Origin of the sequence: Photobacterium sp. S4TG1, from assembly GCF_036040035.1 — a bacterium.
Lineage (GTDB): Bacteria > Pseudomonadota > Gammaproteobacteria > Enterobacterales > Vibrionaceae > Photobacterium.
Window position 1 is genome coordinate 642,368 of record NZ_JAYXUH010000001.1, and the last position, 22,594, is coordinate 664,961.

At 41.5% G+C, this 22,594-nt stretch carries 21 protein-coding genes; 5 read left to right on the top strand and 16 right to left on the bottom strand.

Going from position 1 to position 22,594, the window contains the following annotated elements:
• Window positions 1–46 precede the first annotated feature (46 nt).
• The 3 genes from thiI to pomA all read right to left on the bottom strand — a co-directional run bounded on the left by thiI (window position 47) and on the right by pomA (window position 3,396).
• On the bottom strand, window positions 47–1,498 hold the full coding sequence (gene thiI / locus VXS03_RS03130; RefSeq protein WP_327761921.1) for a tRNA uracil 4-sulfurtransferase ThiI: 1,452 nt from the start codon (window positions 1,496–1,498) through the stop codon (window positions 47–49).
• A 224-nt stretch (window positions 1,499–1,722) separates the two neighbouring features.
• On the bottom strand, window positions 1,723–2,625 hold the full coding sequence (locus VXS03_RS03135; protein ID WP_327762038.1) for a flagellar motor protein MotB: 903 nt from the start codon (window positions 2,623–2,625) through the stop codon (window positions 1,723–1,725).
• Window positions 2,626–2,634: 9 nt separating this feature from the next.
• Window positions 2,635–3,396, bottom strand: a complete 762-nt coding sequence (gene pomA / locus VXS03_RS03140; RefSeq protein ID WP_080157137.1) for a flagellar motor protein PomA — start codon at window positions 3,394–3,396, stop codon at window positions 2,635–2,637.
• Window positions 3,397–3,753: 357 nt separating this feature from the next.
• Here pomA and xseB point away from each other — a divergent pair, with 357 nt between their 5' ends.
• Genes xseB through dxs form a run of 3 tightly spaced genes read left to right on the top strand, consistent with a single transcriptional unit; the run spans window position 3,754 to window position 6,781 of the window.
• The gene (gene xseB / locus VXS03_RS03145; protein WP_045037567.1) at window positions 3,754–3,999 is read left to right on the top strand and encodes an exodeoxyribonuclease VII small subunit; all 246 of its coding nucleotides are present in this window, start codon (window positions 3,754–3,756) and stop codon (window positions 3,997–3,999) included.
• The gene (gene ispA, locus VXS03_RS03150; RefSeq protein WP_107276208.1) at window positions 3,989–4,891 is read left to right on the top strand and encodes a (2E,6E)-farnesyl diphosphate synthase; all 903 of its coding nucleotides are present in this window, start codon (window positions 3,989–3,991) and stop codon (window positions 4,889–4,891) included. The genes xseB and ispA overlap by 11 nt, the downstream gene beginning before the upstream one ends.
• 24 nt (window positions 4,892–4,915) lie before the next feature.
• Window positions 4,916–6,781, top strand: a complete 1,866-nt coding sequence (dxs, locus tag VXS03_RS03155) for a 1-deoxy-D-xylulose-5-phosphate synthase (protein ID WP_327761924.1) — start codon at window positions 4,916–4,918, stop codon at window positions 6,779–6,781.
• An 85-nt stretch (window positions 6,782–6,866) separates the two neighbouring features.
• Here dxs and pgpA read toward each other — a convergent pair whose 3' ends face one another.
• The 12 genes from pgpA to purL form a co-directional block, all read right to left on the bottom strand.
• On the bottom strand, window positions 6,867–7,355 hold the full coding sequence (gene pgpA, locus VXS03_RS03160; RefSeq protein WP_327761925.1) for a phosphatidylglycerophosphatase A: 489 nt from the start codon (window positions 7,353–7,355) through the stop codon (window positions 6,867–6,869).
• A gap of 9 nt (window positions 7,356–7,364) precedes the next feature.
• A complete protein-coding gene (thiL, locus tag VXS03_RS03165; RefSeq protein WP_327761926.1) occupies window positions 7,365–8,348 on the bottom strand; it encodes a thiamine-phosphate kinase in 984 nt (327 codons plus the stop codon).
• A gap of 74 nt (window positions 8,349–8,422) precedes the next feature.
• Complete coding sequence (nusB, locus tag VXS03_RS03170) at window positions 8,423–8,896, bottom strand: transcription antitermination factor NusB (RefSeq protein WP_080157149.1); 474 nt, start codon at window positions 8,894–8,896, stop codon at window positions 8,423–8,425.
• Window positions 8,896–9,366 (bottom strand): 6,7-dimethyl-8-ribityllumazine synthase, encoded by a 471-nt coding sequence (gene ribH, locus VXS03_RS03175; protein ID WP_036795804.1) that lies wholly within the window; start codon window positions 9,364–9,366, stop codon window positions 8,896–8,898. Before ribH ends, nusB begins: the two co-directional genes overlap by 1 nt.
• A 202-nt stretch (window positions 9,367–9,568) precedes the next feature.
• Window positions 9,569–10,672 (bottom strand): bifunctional 3,4-dihydroxy-2-butanone-4-phosphate synthase/GTP cyclohydrolase II, encoded by a 1,104-nt coding sequence (gene ribBA / locus VXS03_RS03180; protein WP_327762039.1) that lies wholly within the window; start codon window positions 10,670–10,672, stop codon window positions 9,569–9,571.
• A 44-nt stretch (window positions 10,673–10,716) separates the two neighbouring features.
• Window positions 10,717–11,373, bottom strand: coding sequence for a riboflavin synthase (locus VXS03_RS03185; RefSeq protein ID WP_327761928.1), 657 nt, complete (start codon window positions 11,371–11,373; stop codon window positions 10,717–10,719).
• 23 nt (window positions 11,374–11,396) lie between these two features.
• A complete protein-coding gene (gene ribD / locus VXS03_RS03190) occupies window positions 11,397–12,524 on the bottom strand; it encodes a bifunctional diaminohydroxyphosphoribosylaminopyrimidine deaminase/5-amino-6-(5-phosphoribosylamino)uracil reductase RibD (RefSeq protein ID WP_442957415.1) in 1,128 nt (375 codons plus the stop codon).
• A 23-nt stretch (window positions 12,525–12,547) separates the two neighbouring features.
• Window positions 12,548–12,997, bottom strand: a complete 450-nt coding sequence (gene nrdR / locus VXS03_RS03195; protein WP_327761930.1) for a transcriptional regulator NrdR — start codon at window positions 12,995–12,997, stop codon at window positions 12,548–12,550.
• Window positions 12,998–13,215: 218 nt separating this feature from the next.
• Window positions 13,216–14,466, bottom strand: a complete 1,251-nt coding sequence (glyA, locus tag VXS03_RS03200; protein WP_327761931.1) for a serine hydroxymethyltransferase — start codon at window positions 14,464–14,466, stop codon at window positions 13,216–13,218.
• A gap of 297 nt (window positions 14,467–14,763) precedes the next feature.
• Window positions 14,764–15,102, bottom strand: coding sequence for a nitrogen regulatory protein P-II (gene glnB, locus VXS03_RS03205; protein ID WP_006646656.1), 339 nt, complete (start codon window positions 15,100–15,102; stop codon window positions 14,764–14,766).
• 105 nt (window positions 15,103–15,207) lie between these two features.
• A complete protein-coding gene (locus tag VXS03_RS03210; RefSeq protein ID WP_327761933.1) occupies window positions 15,208–15,612 on the bottom strand; it encodes a hypothetical protein in 405 nt (134 codons plus the stop codon).
• Between the two features lie 183 nt (window positions 15,613–15,795).
• Window positions 15,796–19,713, bottom strand: coding sequence for a phosphoribosylformylglycinamidine synthase (purL, locus tag VXS03_RS03215; protein WP_327761934.1), 3,918 nt, complete (start codon window positions 19,711–19,713; stop codon window positions 15,796–15,798).
• A 390-nt stretch (window positions 19,714–20,103) separates the two neighbouring features.
• On the opposite strand from purL, the gene mltF reads away from it, so the two are divergent.
• Both mltF and VXS03_RS03225 read left to right on the top strand, forming a co-directional pair.
• Entirely contained in the window at window positions 20,104–21,570 is a 1,467-nt protein-coding gene (gene mltF, locus VXS03_RS03220) for a membrane-bound lytic murein transglycosylase MltF (protein WP_327762040.1), read from the top strand.
• Window positions 21,571–21,823: 253 nt separating this feature from the next.
• Entirely contained in the window at window positions 21,824–21,994 is a 171-nt protein-coding gene (locus tag VXS03_RS03225) for a hypothetical protein (protein ID WP_327761935.1), read from the top strand.
• 61 nt (window positions 21,995–22,055) lie between these two features.
• On the opposite strand, the gene tadA is transcribed toward VXS03_RS03225, so the two are convergent.
• Window positions 22,056–22,589: a tRNA adenosine(34) deaminase TadA gene (gene tadA / locus VXS03_RS03230; protein WP_327761937.1), complete on the bottom strand. Its 534-nt coding sequence runs from the start codon at window positions 22,587–22,589 to the stop codon at window positions 22,056–22,058.
• Window positions 22,590–22,594: the final 5 nt, after the last annotated feature.

The following is a 22,594-nucleotide window of genomic DNA, read 5'->3' on the forward strand; positions in this document are numbered from 1 at the left end:
ATATCACAAGCGCGGTATTAGCTCCGCACACGTGACATAAATTAAATTATAGTGGGCGATAAACTTTAACGTTCTCAAAGCCATTCTCTTTCAAGTATAGCGCTTGTAAACGACTCATCACACCATGAGCACAGTAAAGTAAGTAAGTCTTCTCTTTTGGTAAATCACCAAACTGAGTCGCTAACTTGTAGAATGGAATATGTTTTACTTCCACACCGTCAAGCTCTAGCGGACTTTCGTCTTCTTCATCTGGACTACGAATATCAAGTACAACAGCATCAGCTGAGATATGCTCAACTAATTCAACTTCAGGGGCTTGTTCTTGGCTCTGTTTTTCGATTTCACGAATATCCATCACTCGTGCCTCATCTATAACGCGATCCAGAATAGTAAAATCAAATTTCGCTTCTTCAATTTCAAGCTTTGATTTTACAGCTTTGACTGTTGGGCTCTTTGAAATCACACCACAAAACTCTGGCATGGTTGCAGCAAAATCTTCAGTACCAATCTGACGAGAAACATCGATAATATCTTCTTTGTCCCAGTTGATCAGCGGACGCAGAATTAAAGTATCGGTTACATTATCAATATGGCGCAAGTTCGTTAGCGTTTGGCTTGAAACCTGACCTAACGCTTCACCTGTTACTAATGCCTGAATACCAAACTTCTCAGCGACACGACCCGCAGCACGCATAAACATACGTTTTAGGATCACACCCATTTGACCATCATCGACTTTTTCTAAGATCTCGCCAACAACAGGATCAAAATCAACAGCGATAAATTTAACTTTGGCGGATGAACCGTATTTTTTCCATAAGAAGTGTGCAACTTGCTTAACACCAATCTCATGTACAGGGCCACCAAGATTAAAGAAGCAGTAATGTACTTTACTACCACGCTTAATATGAAGGTAACTTGAAACACCTGAGTCAAAGCCACCAGAAATAAGGCTTAATACGTCTTCTTGCGTACCTAGAGGGAAACCACCTAGGCCTTTATGGCGGAATAACACTTGGTTAAGCAGATTATGCTCAATTTCAATGTTAACAGTAACGTCAGGTTTTTTCAGTCTAACTTTTGCAGATTCAATCGCTTGGTTAAGACCACCACCAACATAACGCTCAGCTTCAATTGAAGTGAAGTCATGTTGACCAACACGTTTCGCGCGTACACAGAATGTCTTACCTTCAAGGCTATCACCAACAAGGGCAAGTGTTTGCTCAAAGATATTATGAAGATCAGTAAATTCCGTCTGTTGAACTTCAAGTGAATGGTGAATACCAGGCGTTTGCGTTAAAGCAGCAAGCACCATCTCACGTTTAGTTTCATCAGGTTCGTTCACTTCTAATGAAAAGCGACGATTATAAACACTAACAGACTCAGACTGACGCTTTAAAATAATGCGCAGGTTAGACTCAAGAATTTTGATAAAACGCTTACGTACTGAGTCACTTTTAACAAAAATCTCTGGATGTGGTTTAACTATAAATTTCATAACACACTTCGCTTTACTGGGTCTAAAGTACCAAACAGAATAAAGTACCAAACGGAATTAAAGGCGCGAATTATACAGCAAGGTGCCTGCTACTGGAACAAGGATATACGAACAGCACAACTTATCTTGCTCAAGCTCGCGCATGTTATTGGTGTTTATACTGTGTTTACCTTAGTCATAATCACATCAACCAGCAAATATCATCACGAAAAAACACGGCTCACTTATTTCTTGTCAGCACTCACTTCTTCAGAATAATGAGGTCGCCCTTGTACAATTGAGATTTCAACTCGGCGGTTTCTACTTCGTCCCTCAGCGGTTTTATTATTCGCAATAGGTGCAGTATCTGCCATTCCCACAACTTGCATTCGCTTTCTATCAAACCCTTTTACTTGTTCCATAACCTGTGCGACAGATACCGCTCGTTGCGATGAAATATCCCAATTTGAACGATAAAGCTCAGAATCTAATGGGAGATTATCAGTATGGCCACTAATACGAATAATGCCTGGAACATCTTTGACTAACTCTGTGACTTGTTTAATAAGAGGAATAAATTTAGGTTGTAAAAAGGCAGAACCTTCAGGAAATGCACCTTTTTCTTTAATTCGAATGACCAATTGCTGCCCAAATGCTTCAACCTCAACCGTATTGTCACTAATTTCTCGCGCTAAAGCTTGAGTTAAGACTTGAGCCGTTTGTGACTGCGCTTGCATTTGTGCTTGCTGTTCATGTTCAGAATGCTCACTTGGACCATTGTTTGAGGTTGTATCCTCTTTACGCATTCCACCATCACGTTCATTCAAACCATCATGAAAATCTAAGGAACGCTTAGTAATATCGATTGTCTGTTGCATTATCACTTCAATCGGTGTTGGCTCTGGTCGTCCTGGTCGAAACTCTTGTGCAATAACACTGGTACCTTTAGGAATATCATTCACGTTTAATACATTTTGAACCCCAAAAGCATTTTTCATCGATCCAGCAATTTGCTGAAATTTAAGTACATCCATTTCAGAGAACGACAACAATAATACGAAAAAGCACATCAACAAGGTCGCAAGATCAGCAAAAGTAGCCATCCATGCCGGAGCACCTTTTTTCTGTTGCGGTGGTAAAGAATCCATCATCCACTCTTATTCATCAAAATTAATACGACGCTTTTTCTCATGCAGATAATTTTTTAAATAACTATCAATAACACGTGGGTTTTGACCTTCTTGAATCGCTAACACACCATCAAGAATCAATAGTCGATTCAACCGTTCTTCATTTTTACGCAGCATTAATTTATCAGCGATAGGCAAAGCCACCATGTTAGCCAAAATAGAACCATATAATGTAGTTAACAATGCCACCGCCATTGCCGGCCCAATTGACTTAGGATCATCCATATTCGATAGCATCGCCACCAAACCGATGAGTGTTCCTATCATTCCCATTGCAGGAGCAACATCCCCTAATGCAGAAAAAATACTAGCCCCTTGTTCATGACGCTCATTGGTCAATGCTATATCTTTTCTTAATATCATCCTTACCGTGTCCGCATCATGACCATCAACCAACAAATCAATGCCTTTACGTAAAAATGGGTTTTCTACTTCCATCTCTTCCAATGCTAAAAAACCGCCTTTACGAGCAGAATCTGCCATGGTGACAATTTGCGCAATAAGATCATCGGGTTTATCCGTTTTAAATATAAACGCTTTAGCCGCAATTTTAGCTGCGCCAAAAAATTGACTAATGTTGTATTTCATCAGCACGATAAATAAACTGCCACCAAAAACAATTAACACCGAGGAGGTATCGGCAAACATCACTAAATCGCCGCCCACCAACATTGCCATTAAAATAAAAGCGAATGACCCAACCAATCCGATAAGTGTTGCCAAATCCACGCAAGAACTCCTTCGCTGTCGTTTTTAATTTTTAATTTAACGATCTGACAGCCAATTAACATAGGATAAAAATTTACAAGGATAATGTTTACTGTCCATTAAGCAGCAACGCCATATCGTCTCATAAAATAAAACATTGCGATCATAGGATAAAACGTCAACAGCACTATCTATCGCAAGCTAACTCTTTATCGACCATAATCACGTTTCATTTAGGGTTTTATTTTCATCATTGAGTGATATTTATTGATCCCAACGATGAAAATTACTGTCTGTGGCACAGATTACTGTGACATAATTTGACCTTAGATAGTCACTACGTTATTTTTCTTGCACTTAGATAAGAGTGAAAATGATATGGCAGCAAAAAAACCTGAAAATATGGCATTCGAAGCCGCACTTGATGAGCTAGATGCCATTGTCAATGAACTAGAATCGGGTGATATCCCACTGGAAGATGCGCTGAAGAAATTTGAGCGTGGTATTTCATTGGCTCGCAACAGTCAGCTAAAGTTAACTCAAGCAGAACAGCGCGTAGAAATTTTATTACATGCTGATGATAATGCTCCACTAACCGACTTTGAGCCAAGCCATGACGAATAGTGTACCGCTATCGCAGACGCTTAAAACGCTGCAACAACGAAACAACCAATGCCTAATCGATTGGTTAAATAAACAACCTTTTTCAGACCAAACCCTGCTAAAAGCCATGAAGCATGGTACCCTATTGGGCGGAAAACGTGCTCGTCCCTATCTGACATATGTCACAGGTGAAATGTTGGGTGTCGATTATGATGATCTTGATACTGCCGCTGCGGCTGTTGAATGTATTCATGCATATTCGTTAATTCATGATGATTTGCCCGCAATGGATAACGATGCATTGCGCCGCGGTCAACCCACTTGCCATATCGCTTTTAATGAAGCGATCGCTATTTTAGCTGGTGATGGATTACAAACGTTAGCCTTTGAAATTATTGCTCAAGGTCGTTTAAGTCCAGAAGGACATCAACAACGTATCGCCATGGTTAGCGAATTAGCGCAAGCCTCTGGTGCTGCAGGTATGTGTCAAGGACAAGCACTCGATTTAGAAGCTGAAGGCCAACACGTTGGGCTAGAGCAACTAGAATTAATTCATAAACACAAAACAGGCGCCTTGATCCGTTGTGCGGTTCGCTTAGGTGCACTGGCTGCTGGTGAAAAAGGACGCGAAATTCTACCTCAGCTCGACAAGTATGCCGATGCCATAGGCCTTGCATTTCAAGTTCAAGATGACATCTTAGATGTAATCAGCGACACTGAAACGCTAGGTAAGCCTCAAGGTTCAGATCTTGAGTTAGATAAAAGTACCTATCCTGCACTACTTGGGTTAGAAGGTGCGCAACAAAAAGCGCAGCAACTTTATCTAGAAGCGCTACAAGCATTAGCAGCAATACCTTACAATACCTATCAATTGGAAGTTTTTGCCCGATATGTTATCGAGCGCAACAACTAAAATCAGTAAAAGCGCCGAACTGTTATGACTTTGGATATATCAAAATACCCGCATCTCGCATTAGCTAATACGCCAGATGAATTACGATTATTGCCCGCAGAAAGTCTGCCTCAAGTCTGTGATGAGTTACGTACTTATTTACTCAAGACGGTTAGCCAAACGAGCGGTCACTTTGCCTCCGGACTCGGTACAGTTGAACTTACCGTTGCGCTTCACTATGTCTATAATACCCCGTTTGATCATGTGATCTGGGATGTTGGCCATCAAGCTTACCCGCATAAAATTTTAACGGGCCGTCGCGATCAAATGTCGACCATTCGCCAAAAAGGTGGATTACATCCTTTTCCTTGGCGTGATGAAAGCGAATACGACGTTCTGTCTGTCGGTCACTCTTCAACGTCAATCAGTGCTGGTTTAGGCATGGCGATTGCGGCTGAAAAAGAAGGTCTTGACCGCAAAGTTGTCAGCATTATTGGTGATGGCGCGATTACGGCGGGTATGGCATTTGAAGCCATGAACCATGCCGGTGATATACATAGCGATATGTTAGTCATTCTTAATGATAATGAAATGTCGATTTCTGAAAATGTCGGTGGGTTAAGTAACCACTTAGCACATTTGTTGGCAGGTAACTTTTACGCATCCATTCGTGAAGGCGGTAAAAAAGTACTCTCTAATGCGCCACCAATTAAAGAAATCGTTAAACGCGCAGAAGAACACATTAAAGGTATGGTTGTTCCAAGCACCATGTTTGAAGAACTTGGCTTTAATTATATTGGTCCAATTGATGGCCATGATATTGATGAGTTAGTTAAAACACTCAAGAATATGCGTCATCTTAAAGGACCGCAATTTCTGCATATCATGACTAAAAAAGGCAAAGGCTATGCGCCAGCAGAAGCCGATCCAATTAATTATCACGCGGTTCCAAAATTTGATTTAAGTGAAAAACCACTGCCAAAAGCAAAAAATACTAGCCCAACATTTTCTAAGATTTTTGGTGACTGGCTTTGTGACATGGCCGCAGTTGACGATAAACTGATGGCTATTACACCTGCCATGCGTGAAGGTTCGGGCATGGTACGCTTTTCCAAAGAATACCCTGACCAATATTTTGATGTTGCAATTGCAGAACAGCACGCGGTTACACTCGCCAGCGGTATGGCCATTGGTGGTTATCACCCAGTTGTAGCAATTTATTCTACCTTTCTACAACGTGGTTATGACCAACTGATTCATGATGTTGCCATTATGAACTTACCAGTGATGTTTGCAATTGACCGTGCGGGCTTAGTCGGTGCTGATGGTCAAACCCATCAGGGTGCATTTGATATTAGCTTTATGCGCTGTATTCCGAACATGGTGATCATGGCACCAAGCGATGAAAACGAATGTCGCCAAATGCTTTATACTGGCCATCAACACCAAGGCCCAACAGCCGTGCGCTATCCGCGTGGTTGTGGTCTTGGCACTGATGTAGAAACGACCATGACAGCACTTGAAATTGGTAAAGGCATTGTCCGCCGTCAAGGCGAGAAAGTGGCCATTTTAAACTTTGGTGCCATGCTGGGTTATAGTTTGGATGCAGCGGAAAACTTAAATGCAACCGTTGCCGATATGCGTTTTGTTAAACCGCTTGATGAAGCTTTAATTCTTGAACTAGCCGCTAACCATGATGTGTTGGTTACTGTTGAAGAAAATGCGATTGCTGGCGGCGCAGGTAGCGGTGTGATTGAGTTTCTAATGCAGCAAAAGTGCATTAAACCAGTATTAAACATTGGTCTGCCCGATCGATTCATTGAACAAGGGACGCAAGCTGAATTACACCATATGTTAAAAATAGATGGTGCCGGTATAGAAAAACAAATTGTTGAATATCTTGCTAAATAAGCGTTAATTTACATTAGCAACGATCAAAAAAGCCATGAAGCATACACTTCATGGCTTTTTTACTGCTTACTCATTAAGGTAAAACTTAGAAACCTAACCAGTAACCAACAAACCACAATGAGATCATTGCCATAAAGCCAGCTAAAACATCATCAATCATGATGCCAAAACCACCCTCAACATGTTTATCAAGCCAACTTATCGGCCATGGTTTTAACATGTCAAAAAAGCGGAATAAAATAAAACCGGCTAATATCCACTGCCATGACACAGTTGGTGCGACTGCCATTGTGATCCAAAAACCAACAAACTCATCCCACACAATGCTGCCATGATCATGTACCTTCATGTCAGTAGAGGTAATATGGCAAATACGGATCCCGATCAACGCGGCAATCAATACAGCGACTAAATACCAACCAAAAGGCAATTGAGCAAGAATTAGGTATAACGGAATGGCGGCTAACGTTCCCATAGTACCAGGAATATATTTTGCTAAACCACTGCCAAATCCTGTGGCTAATAAATGCCAAGGATTATTCATTTTTAATAAATCTTTTGGATTTGTACTCACGTTAATACCCTAATTATTTGTTATACCAAAATGATCCCAACCGGATAATTTCCAGCGTAATGGTTCACCTAATTGCAATAACGATAAACCACACCCCGCAGTCACTTGACCAATACAGCTATATTTGACATTAGTATGCGCTAAAGCTACCGCTAATGCATCTCGATTAGCTTTTGAAGCCGTAAAGCACAGTTCATATTCTTCACCACTGGTTAAGGCTAACTGCTGTGCTTGTTGACGGTCACCATCACAAAATGCCAATAGCTCAGCAGATAACGGTAATTTTTCAACATCGATATCAATCGCAACTTGAGAGCGATCACTAATATGTGTTACATCAGCAATCACGCCATCAGAAATATCCAATGCCGCGGATGCAATACCACGTAAAGCTTCACCAACATTCACCCGTGGTTGTGCTTTAAAATGCCGTTCAATCAATGCAGCAGCCAGAGGTGAATCACATTGGGATTGATTTAATATCAAAGCAAGCCCTGCTGCACTATCGCCTAGATTTCCCGTCACATAAATATCATCACCCACTTGTGCGCCACTGCGGGTTAATGCCTGACCTTGTGGTACAAGACCTTGTATGGTTAAGGTAATACTTAATGGACCTTTGGTAGTATCGCCACCAATTAATTGAATATTATATCGATTAGCAAGTTCAAAAAAACTATGGCAAAAAGGCGCTAACCACGCTTCATCAATGGAGGGTAATGTCAGTGCTAAAGATACCCATGCCGGCGTTGCTCCCATTGCGGCTAAATCACTGATATTAGATGCTAATGCTTTATAAGCCACTAACGCAGGATCAGCATCAGCTAAAAAGTGTGTGCCTGCAACTAATGAATCAGTACTTATTGCAACATAATGATTCGCAGGAACATTCACTAGCGCACAATCATCACCAATCGCTAACACAACATCATCACGTTGTTGTTGTTGATGTGCAAAATACTGTTTGATGATATCAAATTCATTTTTTGCCATAGTTGTCTATTCCTTTAATAAAAAAAAAGCCAGCTAATAAGCTGACTTCTTTCATCGTACTTAACGTAAAAAAATTATTTATCTTTTTTACGTAAAGATGGTGCAGCTTTATCTAACACACCATTGACGAATTTGTGGCTATCTTCAGCACCGAAAAGTTTTGCTAATTCGATGGCTTCGTTGATCACAACTTTAAATGGTACGTCTTCACGCTTAACCATTTCGTACATTGCAAGACGAAGTAGAGCAAGTTCCATCTGGTCAAGATCCTGAAGCGGACGAGACAAGTATGGGCGCATTTTGCTATCAAGTTCTTGATGGCTTAATACAACACCTGCAAATAAATCACGGAAGTAGCTAACATCAGTTTCTGGCGCTTTACATACAGGCGCATCAGCTTGATGTTCTTCTTCTTCAAACTTATCGCCTGAAAGGAAATATTGCTCAATATCCGCAACATTACCTTTAGTAAGTTGCCAAGAATAAATTGCTTGTACAGCAAATTGACGTGCATTACGACGCGCGGCTGGTTTCACAGTAACCCCCATTAGGATTCGATTTGGGACAGGACATTTACCATTTCGAGCGCGCTTAGTGCAGCCTCTGCCCCTTTATTACCAGCCTTGGTACCGGCACGCTCAATGGCTTGTTCTATAGAATCAACAGTCAACACACCGAAAGCAACTGGAGTATTATACTCTAGTGCAACTTGTGCTAGACCTTTATTACACTCACCGGCAACATAGTCAAAATGAGGTGTTCCACCACGAATAACAGAGCCTAAAGCTACGATAGCATCATAGCGATCACTCTTCGCGACTTGCTGGGCAACAAGCGGTAGTTCATAAGCACCAGGGCAACGAACAACAGTGATATTATCTTCACTAACCTGACCTTGACGTTTCAGCGCATCTAATGCACCTGAAAGTAAACTTTCGTTAATAAAGCTATTAAAGCGTGCAATTACGATAGCAATTTTTGCGTTTGGTGCCGCGATGGCGCCTTCAATTACCTTCATGGGCCTTCCTGTGACTATGTCTTTCCAGTTTGAGAAACCGCGGGAGTCTAACACACTTTACGATATGTCTGCTACGCACAACCGTCGGTTTCAGTGGATTTGTTAATATTTATTGCTTATTCGTTGTAGAACCAACCAATAAGTGTGCATTATCAGTAATGATAATGCTCCGTGAATTCATTTCAGCAAATACAATGCGCTATTATTCGCAAATATATTCAACTACTTCAAGCCCAAAACCCGATAGTGAATGGTAACGTTGTGTACTTGATGACAATAAACGCATTTTACCAATACCTAAATCAGATAGAATTTGCGAACCGATACCAACTTGGCGTGAAGGATTATATGGATTCGCCTTCACTTGTGGGCGTCCTTCATTTTCAGCTGCAATATTTTTCACTTTATTGATAATACTATCGGTTGACTCTTGTTTACTCAAGACCACGAGTACACCATTCTCAGCACTAATACGTTGCATTGCTGCTGGCAGTGTCCACTGCGTAGCACCTGATTGAAGAATATCTTTAAAAGTATCTTGTAAATGCACTCGAACTAAGGTCGCACCATTTTCTTCAACGTCGCCTTTTCGTAATGCATAATGAATTTGATCATCGATCTTATCGCGATACGTGATCATATCAAACTCACCAAATTCGGTATTAAGCTTACACTCACCTACACGCTCAATCGTCGTTTCATGAAGATTACGATATTCAATAAGGTCAGCAATCGTACCTAATTTTAAGCCATGTTTTTCAGCAAAGACTTCTAATTGTGGGCGACGCGCCATAGTGCCATCGTCATTTAAAATTTCCACAATAACACTTGATGCTTCAAGACCAGCTAAACGTGCAACATCACAACCCGCTTCAGTATGTCCCGCGCGTGTAAGTACACCACCTTCTTGTGCCATTAATGGGAAGATATGACCAGGCATAACAATATCTGCAGCTGTTGCATCAGCAGCCACAGCCGCTTGTACTGTACGAGAACGATCCGCCGCTGAAATACCTGTCGTTACACCTGTTGCAGCTTCAATCGAAATAGTAAAAGGCGTTCCAAATTGTTCAGTATTATCCTGAACCATTAACGGTAAACCTAATTTCTGACAACGTGTTTTGCTTAATGTTAAACAAATTAAGCCACGGCCATTTGTCGCCATGAAGTTAATCGCTTCAGGGGTGATATGTTGTGATGCAATAATAAGATCGCCTTCGTTTTCACGATCTTCATCATCCATCAGAATAACCATTTTTCCTTGGCGAATATCATCAATGATTTCTTTTGCACTACTTATCATAATACTACCCTTAATCTTATGTTGCTTTATTAAGCATAAAGCAATGCTTAACCGAGAAACCCAGTTCTCGCCAATAAATCCATCGTTACTTGGGATTGCTTTTCCGCCGCTTTATCACCGAGCATTAATCGCTCTAGGTAGCGCGCGATAACATCAACCTCAAGGTTAATTTTTCGGCCAACTTTAAAATCAGCCATAGTCGTTTCAGCCGCTGTATGTGGCACAATCGTTAACTTAAACTCATCACCACGCACAGCATTAACGGTCAAGCTAATGCCATCAACAGCCACAGAGCCTTTCTCTGAAATATACTTAGCAAGTTGCGGTGGCACTTTAATCCAAAATTCAATCGCACGACCAATATGTTGACGCTCAATCACTTCAGCGACAGCATCAACATGGCCTGACACCATATGGCCACCAAAACGTGTCGTTGCCAACATCGCTTTTTCTAAATTAACCACTTGGCCTGCTTTATAATTGACAAAAGCAGTACGGTTTAATGTTTCCAATGAAAGATCAGCAACATAACCTTTACCCGTTAATTTAACGACGGTAAGGCAAACACCGTTAGTCGCAATACTATCGCCTAATTTAACATCTGATAAATCTAACGATCCTGAATCAACAGTAACAGAAACATCAGCACCTTTTGGTGTAATTGCTGATATTTTGCCAACAGCTTCTATAATTCCAGTGAACATGATAAACCCTTAATTTCACTACTTTAGTTATTGTTTTGTACTGTTGCTATAATACGAACATCATCACCAATCAACCTCACATCGGTAATAGTTAACAGTGGTGTTTGTGCCATGGTGGTTAACCCAGTGATATCAATCAATCCACGACTATCGCTGCCCATTAATTTAGGGGCTTGATATAAAATCAAACTATCAACTAATTGCTGTTGCAATAATGCTCCCGCTAAACCAGCACCCGCTTCAACCCAAATATGATTAATGCCATAGCCAGCTAACCGTGACAATAAAGCCACCAGATCAAGTTGGTTACTATTTAGTTGCGTTGGAATTTGCCATTGTTGTACGGAGTCTGGCCACGCTTCGGTACCGAGTATAGTGCGAGCGAGAATAGTCTCTCCCGGTAAGTTGAATAGTTGATATTCAGGTGTCAATCGATTCTGACTATCAATAATAATCCGTAGAGGTTGGCGTAAAGCTGACTGAGGATATTGTTGCTGAACAGATGCATCAAGCTCACTCCAGCGTACATTCAGTGATGGATCGTCAGCAATAACGGTGGCGCTGGTCGATAAAATAGCACCAGCACAGGCACGGAACTGTTGAACATCCGCTCGCGCTTTAGGACCTGTTATCCATTTACTCACACCATTTGCTAATGCGGTACGCCCATCTAAACTCGCTGCCAATTTAAGTTCAACATAAGGCATCTGGCAGGTCATTTGTTTAATAAAACCAGGATTTAGTGCTTGTGCTTGCGAGGCTAAAATACCAATGTCAACTTGAATACCTGCCGCTTGCAGCAATGCAATACCACGCCCAGCAACAACAGGATTAGGATCGACCATCGCACAAACAACCCGCGAAACATTGGCATTGATTAATGCTTCAGCACAAGGTGGTGTTCGACCATGATGAGAACACGGTTCTAAAGTAACATAGACGGTCGCCCCTTGAGCGCGCTGCTGTGCCTGCCGTAATGCAAACACTTCAGCATGGGGTTGTCCTGCTTGATAATGATACCCTTCACCAACAATGTCGCCATTATTTACAATCACGCAGCCTACCTTCGGGTTAGGCGCTGTGGTATAGCGACCGCGCTTAGCCAGTGCAATCGCTCGCGACATCATTTGTTGATCAGTATGTGTCATTATTGTGATCTTAACGATTATGTATTTTAACGTTCCAGTTTAGCGATTTCTTCACCAAACTCACGAATATCTTCAAAACTACGATAGACAGAAGCAAAGCGGATATAAGCGACTTTATCCAGTTCTTTTAAAGCTTCCATCACTAAATTACCAATCATCTCAGATGGTACTTCACGTTCACCGGTTGCTCGAAGACAAGATTTTATATTATTAACCGCACGTTCAATGTCGTCAGTACTCACCGGACGTTTTTCCAACGCACGTTGAATACCACCGCGTAATTTTTCTTCATTAAACGGATCACGGTTACCATTCGTTTTTACTACGCGAGGCATTACAAGTTCTGCCGTTTCAAACGTAGTATAGCGTTCATTACACGCTAAACATTGGCGACGTCGGCGCACTTGGTGGCCATCTGCAACCAATCGAGAATCGATTACTTTGGTGTCATTTGCACCGCAAAAAGGACAATGCATTTAGCCTCCTACATTCAATCGACTCAGTGTAACTCATTTCATCACTTTAATGAGACTATCCCCTTCCTTTTTTGTAATAAATAGCCTTAAAAGTAACAATTATCATTAATAATGGTGCATTTTATGTTATTCACAAAACAAAAAAGGCTCACCTATGAAACAGGTAAGCCTTATTTTGATACACAACAATGTGCAACTAATACTGCATCATGTGCAAATTATGCGTAAACAGGAAGACGCTTACAGATTTCAAGCACTTTCTCTTTTGTCGCTTCAATCACTGCAGCATCATTAACGTTATCTAAGATATCACACATCCAACCTGCAAGTTGACGTGCATCATCAGCATCAAAACCACGACGAGTAATTGATGGTGTACCGACACGAATACCCGAGGTTACAAATGGGCTACGTGGATCGTTGGGTACACTGTTTTTGTTAACAGTGATATTTGCAGCACCCAATGCCGCATCGGCTTCTTTACCTGTAATGCCTTTATCAATCAAATCGACAAGGAATAAATGGTTTTCAGTACTACCAGAAACGATGTTATAACCACGTTTAATAAATTCAGCCACCATCGCTTTAGCATTAACAACCACATTCGCTTGATAAACTTTAAACTCAGGTTCCATCGCTTCTTTAAAGGCCACCGCTTTCGCTGCGATAACATGCATTAACGGACCGCCCTGACCACCAGGAAAAACAGCAGAGTTAAGCTTTTTGTAAAGATCTTCACCTTCGTTTGACAAAATCAAACCGCCGCGAGGGCCAGCTAATGTTTTGTGAGTTGTAGTGGTAACAACATGCGCATGAGGTACAGGGTTTGGATAAACACCCGCCGCAATTAAGCCCGCAACGTGCGCCATATCAACAAATAAGTAAGCGCCAATTTTATCTGCGATTTCACGCATTTTTGCCCAATCAACAACTTGAGAGTAAGCAGAGAAGCCACCAATGATCATTTTTGGTTTATGCTCTAATGCCAATGCTTCCATTTCTTGGTAGTCAATCTGACCATTTTCATCGATACCATAAGGAATGATGTTGTATAACTTACCAGAGAAGTTTACAGGTGAGCCGTGCGTTAAGTGACCACCATGCGCCAAACTCATGCCTAATACCGTGTCACCTGCATTTAATAATGCCATGTAAACTGCATTATTGGCTTGAGAACCTGAGTGTGGCTGAACGTTCGCGTACTCTGCTCCAAATAGCTGACAAGCACGATCAATTGCAAGTTGCTCTGCTTTATCAACGAACTCACAACCACCGTAGTAACGCTTACCAGGATAACCTTCAGCATATTTATTTGTCAGCTGTGAACCTTGTGCTTCCATTACACGTGGGCTGGTGTAGTTTTCAGAAGCAATCAACTCGATGTGTTCTTCCTGACGGGCTGTTTCTTCCTGAATAGCTGCAAATAGTTCCGCATCATAATCAGCAATATTCATATCGCGTTTTAGCATCTGTATCTCCTGACTCGGCAAAGTTTTATACTATTTTTTAGTGGTAAACGAAAATCACAAACCTAGACGCCACGTGGACGCAATCGTTTTCGTTTTAATTTCTATCTGTAACCTATATTACATAAATTGATCTAAATCAGAAAGTCCTAAATGTGCTTTTCTTTGTGGTAACAGTAATCGATTACTAGACTGACTTCATGCTTCGACAGCTATTTATTAGCATAAAATGAAGTCATAAAAAAGGAGCTGCATAATTGCAACTCCTCTTAATGTTTCATCATGATTAACCATCACAAATTAAATAGCATCTTCATCTTCTTCGCCGGTACGAATACGTACCACACGCTCAATATCAAACATGAAGATTTTACCATCCCCAATCTTGCCGGTTTGAGCGGTTTCTACAATGGTGTCGATACATTGTTCTGCAACTTCATCAGTCACTACAATTTCGATTTTCACTTTAGGTAAAAAATCGACCATGTATTCAGCACCACGATAAAGCTCAGTATGGCCTTTTTGACGACCAAATCCTTTGACTTCTGATACTGTCATGCCCGTGATACCCACTTCCGCTAACGCTTCGCGAACATCATCAAGTTTAAATGGCTTAATAATGGCTTCAATTTTTTTCATTATCATCATCCTTTGCTGAGCAGAAGATCGGTACCGTGATTACGAACACCGACTTGATTAAATTAAGGCTATTATCACAGATTCAATGCAGTAATTTAATACCATTTAATATTCTTTAATGTAATTAGTCTCCATTCGTCGCAAAAGTAGCGACACGGAGTACAGTAATACCAAGCTATTGATCACCATAATAGCAATATCATGATGTTTAACAGGAAAAATATTAGGTATAAAAGGAATTAAACTCACTTGAAGAAATAACGTTGCAGCAGGAATGTAAAAATAGAGGGGGATAAATCCCCATTTTTTACCTCGAAATAACCCAATACAAGCAAGTATTCCTGAGATCAATACTAAGACAGTGATACTCATCGGCACCATACTCAGTAAATCAAAACGTAAGGCTTTAATTATCATATCAAAATGTTGAATAAGACCAATAACAACTAACACTGCAAGTAATTTAGTTGCACCAATTAGACGGTAACTACTGGGAACATCCCATCCCATTGTTTCATCCTTGTAACGACGCCGTGGTCATTTTTACGTATTCGTTACGTTAATTATCCCAATGTTCCCTCAAGGTTAATGTGATCAATATCAACTTCACCTTTAAATTTATAAGCGACACAGTTACACCATAAAAAAAGCTGCCAATAAATGACAGCTTTATATGTTTTATGAATGTAAAGCTTAACCTAGGTTAACGCGTGCATTACGGAACATTCGCATCCATGGGCTATTTTCGCTCCACTCATCTGGATGCCAAGAGTTAGCCACAGTACGGAATACTCGTTCTGGGTGTGGCATCATAATCGTGACACGTCCATCTTGAGTGGTTAAACCTGTAATACCATTTGGCGAACCATTAGGGTTAGCTGGGTAATTTTGAGTGACATTACCGTAGTTATCAAGATAACGCAGCGCAATCGTTCCTGACTGCTCAATCGCCGCCAAATGCTCATTATTACGTACTTCAACGCGACCTTCGCCATGTGAAACTGCGATTGGCATCCGTGAACCTGCCATTTCATTAAAAAATAATGAATCACTCTTTTGTACTTCAACCAAACTAAAACGCGCTTCAAAACGCTCTGATTCGTTACGCACAAAACGCGGCCACAAATCAGCACCAGGAATCAGTTCATGTAGGTTAGACATCATCTGACAACCATTACACACACCTAACGCCAGTGTATCTGGGCGAGTAAAGAATGCAGCAAATTGATCACGGGCAATATTGTTAAATAATACTGATTTTGCCCAGCCTTCACCTGCACCTAATACGTCACCATAAGAGAAGCCACCACACGCCACTAAGCCATTGAAGCCATCAAGTTGTACTTTGCCGCTAAGAATATCACTCATATGAACATCTTTAGCTTCAAAGCCTGCACGATCAAACGCAGCGGCCATTTCCACATGCGAGTTCACACCTTGCTCACGTAAAATTGCCATTTGCGGTTTAGCACCAAAATTAATGGAAGGAGCAATAAATGGCGCAGCAACATCCTCATTAAGATCAAATGTTAACTTAGTATGTAAGCCTGGATCTTGGGTATCTTTCTTCGCTTCAAATTCTTGTAATGCTCCCGCTGGATTATCACGCATCGCTTGCATTTGGTAAGTAGTTTCAGCCCAGATTGCACGTAATTCAGTGCGATTCTGTTCAAGCACTAAATCATTACCATTCCAAATCCGTAGCGTATCTTCATCGATTACTGTACCAATGATATGACTACATACTTCTAAACCATTAGCCGCTAATATTGCTTGAACAGCGTCAACATCGTCACTGCGCACCTGAATCACAGCACCTAGCTCTTCACTAAATAACGCTGCTAGCACATCATCACATGCATCCGTTGTCGTGGTATTAATATCAACTTCAATACCCGTGTGACCCGCAAATGCCATTTCAGCTAAAGTGACATATAAACCACCATCACCACGATCATGGTAAGCCAATAACTTCTCATCACGCACCAAGGTTTGCATCGCATTAAAGAAGCCTTTTAATAATTCAGGGCTATCAACATCAGCGGCTTTATCACCTAACTGCTTATAAACTTGTGCCAATGCTGTCGCACCCAAACGGTTTTGACCACAACCGAGATCAATCAACATTAAGCGAGATTCGCCTTTATCAGTGCGTAATTGCGGTGTCACGGTTTTACGGACATCTTCAACGCGACCAAAAGCGGTGATCACTAATGACAATGGTGATGTCACTTGTTTTTCTTCACCATCCTGCTGCCACTTGGTCTTCATCGACATTGAATCTTTACCGACAGGAATAGTTAATCCTAGTGCAGGACATAACTCTTCACCAATGGCTTTTACTGCTTCATATAGACCAGCATCTTCACCGGGGTGACCGGCTGGTGACATCCAATTAGCCGATAAGTTAATCCGCTTCATATCGCCAATATCAGTGCCTGCGATATTGGTGATTGCTTCACCTACCGCTAAACGCGCTGAAGCACCAAAGTTAAGCAGTGCAACAGGCGTACGCTCACCCATCGACATCGCTTCACCGTGATAGCTATCATAACTCGCCGCTGTTACCGCACAGTTAGCCACTGGCACCTGCCAAGGACCCACCATCTGATCACGCGCAACTAATCCAGTCACACTGCGATCACCAATGGTGATTAAGAATGTCTTTTCCGCGACAGCTGGTAAACGTAAAACTCGCTTGGTTGCATCTTCAATGGTTATTTCACTGCGATCAAGCGGTTGCCCTGCCACTGTTAATGTTGTGGCATCACGATGCATTTTTGGTGCTTTACCCAACAAAATATCCATTGGCATATCAATGGGAGTGTTATCAAAATGGCTATCTTCAAGGCTTAAATGACGCTCAGCTGTGGCTTCACCCACCACCGCATAAGGGGCACGCTCACGCTGACAAATAGCATCAAACGTAGCCATATTTTCAGGCGCAATTGCTAATACATAACGCTCTTGTGATTCATTACACCAAATCTCAAGAGGGCTCATGCCTGGTTCATCATTAGGTACATCACGTAATTGGAACTTACCACCACGCTCACCATCGTTAACTAATTCAGGTAAAGCGTTAGAAATACCACCTGCGCCAACATCGTGAATAAAGGCAATCGGGTTGTCGTCGCCCATTTGCCAACAGCCATCAATCACTTCCTGGCAACGACGTTCCATTTCTGGGTTTTCACGCTGTACAGATGCAAAGTCCAGATCTTCAGCTGATTGACCTGATGCCATTGACGACGCTGCACCGCCACCAAGACCAATATTCATAGCGGGACCACCCAGCACAATTAACTTGGCGCCAACAGGTATTTCTTTTTTCTGCACATGATCAGCACGAATATTACCCATGCCACCCGCAATCATAATTGGCTTATGGTAACCACGTACTTCCTCACCTGCATGAGAAGTAACTTTTTCTTCGTAAGTACGGAAATAACCTAGTAAGTTTGGACGACCAAATTCGTTGTTAAATGCTGCGCCACCAAGTGGGCCTTCTAGCATAATATCTAACGCGGTAACGATACGATCTGGCTTACCAAAATCGGTTTCCCACGGCTGTTCAAAACCAGGAACACGTAAGTTTGATACTGTAAAACCAACTAAACCTGCTTTAGGTTTACCACCAATACCCGTTGCGCCCTCATCACGAATTTCACCACCAGATCCTGTAGCTGCACCCGGCCATGGTGAAATTGCTGTTGGGTGGTTATGCGTTTCCACTTTCATCAAAATATGAGTATCTTCTTGATGATAAGTATATTGACGTGATTGTGGATCAGGGAAGAAACGCCCAACATGAGACCCTTCCATAACCGCAGCATTGTCTTTGTAAGCCGACAGCACGTGCTCATGGTTATGCTCGTAGGTGTTTTTGATCATTTTAAATAATGATTTTGGTTGATCGACACCATCAATCGTCCAATCGGCATTAAAGATCTTATGGCGGCAATGTTCTGAGTTCGCCTGAGCAAACATCATTAATTCAATGTCATTGGGATTACGTTCAAGCTTGATAAAATTTTCAACCAAGTAATCAATTTCATCTTCAGCCAATGCAAGGCCTAAGGTGAGATTCGCTTGCTCTAATGCTTGACGGCCCCCCGTTAGAATATCAACACTTTTCACTGCTGCAGGTTGCGCTTGTATAAATAATGCACCCGCGGCTTCAACATTATCTGTCACCACTTCCATCATTCGATCATGAAGTAATGCTTTTAAGTTATCTAATTGTACTGCAGTAAGTGGTAATGATGATTCAATATAATATGCTGTACCACGCTCAAGACGTTTAATCGTTGTTAAACCACAATTACGTGCAATATCGGTCGATTTTGAAGACCAAGGAGAAATCGTGCCAGGACGAGGAGTAACAAGTAGCAATAAACCTTTAGGCTCGTGCTCTGCAATCGTTGGACCGTATGTGAGTAGACGGGTAAGTTTAGCTTGTTCATCAGCGGTTAGCGTTGTCACCACATCAGCAAAATGGGCAAACTCAGCATAGATATGAGTAATTGGCAGATCTAACTCATGACAACGCTCAAGTAACTTATTAACGCGAAACTCAGACAAAGCGGGTGAACCACGCAAAATTTCCATGTGCAAAGGTCTCTCGATTAGCAGATTAAAAAAAGTGATATTGAGGTAAATTTCACACTGTAGAAACTTACTTCAATAGCACCTAGTACAAGACTATTCACTGCTTAACTATCACTACGTTATTCACGAGCACCTAGTATAAGGGAATTTTTTTTGTGACGTAACACCTGACGCAACCGTTTGCGTGTTTTTTTTTCAATCTTAATCAAAATATCAAAAAAACCTTCTTTGCTATTATTTTTGGGTCATTTTTTAACCGTGAAATAGCATAATGCAATTATATCCATTCCAATATCTAAATTATGATCATTAATTGAGCAGTTCAACTTTGCGCAATTAACAGGGTTTGGTATAAAGAGCGTTAATTTTCAGATTAGGTCTGCTTAGTTGATAAATATTCAGTTTTTCACTCTCGTGCGTCGTTTTATAAGTCTGCTATTACTCACGGTATTGATCAATGGCTGTCAATGGCAAGAAAATACCCCCACCAGCCTTGAGAAAATTCGAGACAGTGGCGTATTAAGAGTAGGAACCTTAAACAATCAACTGTCTTACTATATTGGTGCAGAAGGTCCAACAGGGTTGGATTATGAACTGGCACAAGCATTTGCTAAAAAACTCGGGGTTAAGCTTGAAATAACCGCCATGTTCACCCTCTCTGAATTATTTCCCGCATTAGAACGTGGCGATATTGATATTATTGCCGCAGGACTCACCGTGACACCCGACCGTCTTCAAGGCTACCATCCTGCACCCGCTTATTATTATGCGAGCCAAATAGTAGTCTATAAAAAAGGTCAACGTCGACCTCGAGATCTCGATGAACTAGCTCAAAATAATAAACGTTTAGCTGTTGTCAAAGGCTCAAGCCATGAGCAAAAATTAAAGCTTCTGCTTACCACTCACCCAACCTTGAAATGGCAATCAATTCCCGAGTCAGACATTAATGATCTATTAATCAAAGTTGCTACAGGTGAGCTTGACTATACCGTCGCCGATTCTGTTGACGTCGCATTACTACAACGTACACATCCTGATATTGCTATCGCTCTTGAACTCACGCAAGACGAACCCGTTAGTTGGTTCGTTAAACAAAGCGGCAACGATAGTTTATATGCATTGATGATTGAATTTTTTGGTCAAATGAAACAAAACGGCACTATGACACTGCTGGAAGAGAAATATTTCGGCCATATAGATCAATTTGATTATGTTGATACTCGCGCCTTTTTACGCGCGGTCAACACAACATTACCGCAATGGGAAGCACTCTTTAAACAGTATGCTAATGGATTTGATTGGCGTTTATTAGCAGCATTATCTTATCAAGAATCACATTGGAATCCACAAGCCGTATCACCAACAGGTGTCCGTGGCATGATGATGCTTACTTTACCAACGGCAGAATCAGTAGGGGTTACTAACCGTTTAGATCCTGAGCAGAGTATTCGCGGCGGCAGTGAGTATCTTCGTAAGATGATCGCCCGCGTACCCGATAGCATTGAAGATCATGAAAAGGTCTGGTTTGCACTCGCTTCTTATAATGTCGGCTTTGGACATTTAATGGATGCACGTCGGCTGACCAAAGCCCAAGGGGGAAACCCTGATACTTGGGTTGATGTAAAACAACGCTTGCCATTATTAGGTCAACGTAAATATTACATTCAATCACGCTATGGCTATGCGCGAGGTAATGAAGCACTTAATTATGTTGAAGGGATTCGCCGTTATTACCAAAGTATTATTGGTTATGAACGGGCTCATAGCAGCCAATTTGAAAGTGATAATTTGAAAATTATTGATGGTTTACAAACAATTACACCAACACCGTCGCCCCCAACCATCATCATTGAGTAACCATCCAGTTATTGGTATCAGAATAGTGATTTAATCGTATTCATCGGTATAGATTTAGAATAATCGACTTATTTTTTACACAATGAGAGTTTGATCAACGTTTGGTGACTAACTTATAAAGATCACTATCAAAAAGTGCACTGTCATGCATAATAAATGTATTGTATAAACAATGACATTATTAACGGTGACAGCGATATCTTAATTCGCTGATGAATGCTTTAGCCGTTATGTTAACGCGATGGATGGAACCATGAAAGTTATCAAATTAAGATCAAAAACACAGCGTATTGCAAAACACCTCACGACAGCAGCCACACGTCGTAAACGCCTTAGTAGCAATATTCGTAAAAAGATTCTATGGCGTCAGCGCAGTTGTATTCTGACGGCAACGACGAACATAGCAGTTCAAGCTATTAGCTAATAAGCTTGGAATCATTTATCTAATAATAAATCACCACCAAGCTTATTCGATTTAACTGAACTCATTCATCATGTTGCTGTTGTCTTGCTAATAATTTAGCGGCTTTTTTCTCAGCTCGACGGCGCTTAAAAAAGGCTTGTAATTGCGCACGGCATTCCATCGCTAATACATCACCTTGAAACAGCACATGGTGATTAACACCGTCATAGCTAAGTAAGTTCATCACACTGCCTGCGGCACCCGTTTTCGCATCATGCGCACCAAATACCACTTTACCAACGCGACTATGAACAATAGCCCCAGCACACATCGGACACGGCTCTAATGTGACATACAATGTCGTATCAATAAGACGGTAGTTTTGTAGCGTTTGTCCGGCTTGACGTAATGCCATCATTTCAGCATGGGCGGTCGCATCATGATGACCAATAGAGCGATTCCAGCCTTCGCCAATGATCACGCCATCATGTACCACAACCGCACCAACAGGCACTTCGCCTTCAGCTTCAGCTAGAGCGGCTAACTCCATTGCACGACGCATAAAAACATCATCTGTTGCTGCTGAATCCTCAGCATCTAATTCTTTATTTAACATCTGTA

Bases quoted from the DNA above. Each gene is read 5' to 3' on its own strand.
- tadA (WP_327761937.1), bottom strand. From the start codon at position 22,589: ATGTTAAATAAAGAATTAGATGCTGAGGATTCAGCAGCAACAGATGAT.
- dxs (WP_327761924.1), top strand. From the start codon at position 4,916: ATGACTTTGGATATATCAAAATACCCGCATCTCGCATTAGCTAATACG.
- VXS03_RS03135 (WP_327762038.1), bottom strand. From the start codon at position 2,625: ATGGATTCTTTACCACCGCAACAGAAAAAAGGTGCTCCGGCATGGATG.
- thiI (WP_327761921.1), bottom strand. From the start codon at position 1,498: ATGAAATTTATAGTTAAACCACATCCAGAGATTTTTGTTAAAAGTGAC.
- VXS03_RS03210 (WP_327761933.1), bottom strand. From the start codon at position 15,612: ATGGGATGGGATGTTCCCAGTAGTTACCGTCTAATTGGTGCAACTAAA.
- nrdR (WP_327761930.1), bottom strand. From the start codon at position 12,997: ATGCATTGTCCTTTTTGCGGTGCAAATGACACCAAAGTAATCGATTCT.
- glyA (WP_327761931.1), bottom strand. From the start codon at position 14,466: ATGCTAAAACGCGATATGAATATTGCTGATTATGATGCGGAACTATTT.
- VXS03_RS03185 (WP_327761928.1), bottom strand. From the start codon at position 11,373: ATGTTCACTGGAATTATAGAAGCTGTTGGCAAAATATCAGCAATTACA.
- thiL (WP_327761926.1), bottom strand. From the start codon at position 8,348: ATGGCAAAAAATGAATTTGATATCATCAAACAGTATTTTGCACATCAA.
- nusB (WP_080157149.1), bottom strand. From the start codon at position 8,896: ATGGGGGTTACTGTGAAACCAGCCGCGCGTCGTAATGCACGTCAATTT.
- purL (WP_327761934.1), bottom strand. From the start codon at position 19,713: ATGGAAATTTTGCGTGGTTCACCCGCTTTGTCTGAGTTTCGCGTTAAT.
- glnB (WP_006646656.1), bottom strand. From the start codon at position 15,102: ATGAAAAAAATTGAAGCCATTATTAAGCCATTTAAACTTGATGATGTT.
- VXS03_RS03225 (WP_327761935.1), top strand. From the start codon at position 21,824: ATGAAAGTTATCAAATTAAGATCAAAAACACAGCGTATTGCAAAACAC.
- xseB (WP_045037567.1), top strand. From the start codon at position 3,754: ATGGCAGCAAAAAAACCTGAAAATATGGCATTCGAAGCCGCACTTGAT.
- ribH (WP_036795804.1), bottom strand. From the start codon at position 9,366: ATGAAGGTAATTGAAGGCGCCATCGCGGCACCAAACGCAAAAATTGCT.
- ispA (WP_107276208.1), top strand. From the start codon at position 3,989: ATGACGAATAGTGTACCGCTATCGCAGACGCTTAAAACGCTGCAACAA.